We start from the raw sequence: 2,934 nt of genomic DNA on the forward strand, positions 1-2,934 counted from the left end.
ATCATAATGTACATAGCTACCTACTCCGATTGGCATTCCTTCTACAACTACTTCAACAATACCACCGATAGAATCACCATTTGCCTTCGCATCATCAATTGCTTGCATCATCTTTTTACCGGCCTTTTCATCTAAACAACGTACAGGAGATACTTCTGTAGTACTTTGTAATTCCTCAATAGAGTTATATGTGATATTTTCTGCCTGTACACCACCAATCTCGACAACATGTCCCGCTACTTGTACACCTAATTCCGCTAATATTTTTTTTGCAACTGCACCAGCTGCAACACGAACTGTCGTTTCACGTGCGGAAGAACGCTCTAATACATTCCTCATATCTCTATGACCATATTTAATCGCACCATTTAAATCTGCGTGTCCAGGTCTAGGTTTCGTAACTTGCCTTTTCATTTCTTTCTCTTCCTGCTCAGTTAACGGCTCTGCACCCATAACCTTTGTCCAATGTGTAAAATCACGATTTTCAACAACAAGTGCAATCGGGGACCCCATCGTCTTCCCATGCCTAACACCACTTACAATTTGCACTTGGTCTTTCTCAATTTGCATGCGTCTACCGCGTCCATATCCTTTTTGTCTTCTAGCTAATTCTTCATTTATATCATTCGCTACTAAAGATAATCCTGCCGGAACACCTTCTAAAATTGTCGTAAGTTGCGGACCGTGGGATTCACCAGCTGTAATATATCGCATACGTTATTCCTCTTTTCGCATATGTATTTATCCCGCTACATAAAGTAACTATATTATCTTCCATCACTCTTTAAAATACAAAGAAATTATATAGTAAATCGAGTATTTGCTTTCCCTACTTGTAATTATTCTATTATTTTCATAATAATAGACCTTTTACTTTACATACCAATATATCATAACAGTCCTAACTTCGTAACTGATCGAAATAAAAAAAAGTGCAAGAAGAATACCCCTATTCTTCTTGCACTTTTTACTATTATCACAGTTATTAAAGCGTTTACAAATTATTTCAAAATAATTAGTAAATCCATTGATTCATTAATTTTGAGTAGTCTACTAATTCTTCTTCCTTAAAGAAAATAGCAATCTCGCGCTCTGCACTTTCTAAAGAATCCGAACCGTGGATAATGTTTTTCGCAACAGTTACACCGAAATCTCCGCGAATTGTTCCCATATCAGCTTCATGTGGGCGTGTTTTACCCATCATATTGCGTGCTGTATCTACTACATTTTCACCTTGCCATACCATTGCGAATACAGGGCCAGATGTAATAAAGTCTACTAATTCACCAAAGAAAGGTCTTTCTTTATGCTCACCGTAGTGTTGTTCAGCAATTTCCGGAGTAACTTGCATTAATTTTGCACCAACTAATTGAAAGCCCTTTTTCTCAAAACGAGCTACGATTTCCCCAATGAATGCACGTTGTACACCGTCTGGTTTTACCATTAGAAATGTTTTTTCCATAAAAAATCTCTCCACTTCTGAATTATGTATGTAATTGTATATCCCCACACACATAGTAACACCCTTATCACAATTGTGCAATAGTTTTGAAATAGAGAGATTATTTTATTTTTTAGAAAAATCACTAAAATTTTCGTTTTCCAATATACTTTGCAACATTTTGCAACGCGTACTTCGCCTGTCCACGAGGGAGTGGTTTTATTATTTCTAATGCTTTATGTAAATAACGTTCACTAAACGAAAATGCTTTATCAATAGCTTCGCTCGCTTTAATATCATCAATAATTTCTTTCATTTCACTTGCTGTTGTATTTTCATGCACAGATGTAATTTTCTGACGAAGAACTGGATCTTCCATGGCATACAAAACAGGTAATGTAATGTTACCTTGTAATAAATCACCACCAGCAGGCTTTCCAAGCTTCTCTTCTGTCGATACGAAATCTAAAATATCATCAATAATTTGATAAGACATACCAACAAAATATCCATACCAAAATAGACGATTTACAGTATCACGATTAGCACCAGCAGCAATCGCTCCCAACTGACAACTCGCGGCGATTAACAATGCTGTTTTTCGTTTTATCCTTCTTAAATACGTTCTTAAATTTTGATCATAGTTATACTTATCTTTAATTTGTTCGATTTCACCTTTACAAACTTCTAAAATTGTATGAGACAACGCTTGATGTGCATCTGGAATTTCTATATTTGTTATACATTCAAGAGACTTCGCAAACAAGTAGTCTCCTGTATACATTGCAATACGATCTCCCCATTTCGCATTCACTGTTGCGCTACCGCGTCGTAAAAACGCAGCATCAATGACATCATCGTGAACAAGCGAAGCCATATGAATAAGTTCTAATGCAACCGCAACATGCTTAATTGCATCTAACTTATAATCCCCAAATTTCCCTGCAAGCAAAACAAAAACAGGGCGAATCCGCTTCCCACCTGCTTCAATAAGCTGTAATGCCGCTTCTTCTACTAACGGCTGCTCAGAAGCAACTGTCTTCTTCAATTCTTTTTCTATAACATTAATATCCGATCGTAAAAAAGAGTACATAAGTTGTAACTTCATATTGTTCACCTTAACCTAAAACGTCTTTTTTCTTTTTTCTATTTTGATTCTGGTTTAATACCTAAATGCATAGCTGCTACACCAAAAGTAAATGGTTTCACTTGCACATTCTTAAGCCCAGCTTCTTCAAACATATTTGCTAACTCTTTCATCCCTGGGAATGTACTAGCAGATTCCTGAAGCCATGAATATTCTTTATAACTTTTCGCAAACATCTTTCCAAATAACGGCATGATATATTTAAAGTATAAGACATATCCTTGACGAAAACCTATCATCGTTGGTTGGGATGTTTCCAGGCAAATTACTTTTCCACCAGGCTTTACTACACGCGTCATTTCTTTTAATACTTGCATGTAATCCGGAACGTTACGTAACCCAAAAC

The 2,934-nt window shown here is 36.3% G+C and carries 4 protein-coding genes; all 4 read right to left on the reverse strand.

The window, feature by feature from the left end; genetic code table 11:
- Positions 1–714: chorismate synthase (aroC, locus tag AC1DTM_RS21505; RefSeq protein ID WP_477000832.1), on the reverse strand; the 714-nt coding region annotated here is incomplete at its 3' end.
- A gap of 301 nt (positions 715–1,015) precedes the next feature.
- Positions 1,016–1,462: a nucleoside-diphosphate kinase gene (gene ndk, locus AC1DTM_RS21510; protein WP_002064527.1), complete on the reverse strand. Its 447-nt coding sequence runs from the start codon at positions 1,460–1,462 to the stop codon at positions 1,016–1,018.
- A 124-nt stretch (positions 1,463–1,586) separates the two neighbouring features.
- Positions 1,587–2,549 carry a heptaprenyl diphosphate synthase component II gene (hepT, locus tag AC1DTM_RS21515; protein ID WP_002011823.1) on the reverse strand — a complete coding sequence of 321 codons (963 nt, stop codon included), beginning with the start codon at positions 2,547–2,549 and terminating at the stop codon, positions 1,587–1,589.
- Between the two features lie 38 nt (positions 2,550–2,587).
- The coding region (locus AC1DTM_RS21520) for a class I SAM-dependent methyltransferase (RefSeq protein WP_477000833.1) at positions 2,588–2,934 on the reverse strand (347 nt) is incomplete at its 5' end.

This window comes from Bacillus sp. P4_D3, from assembly GCF_056401855.1.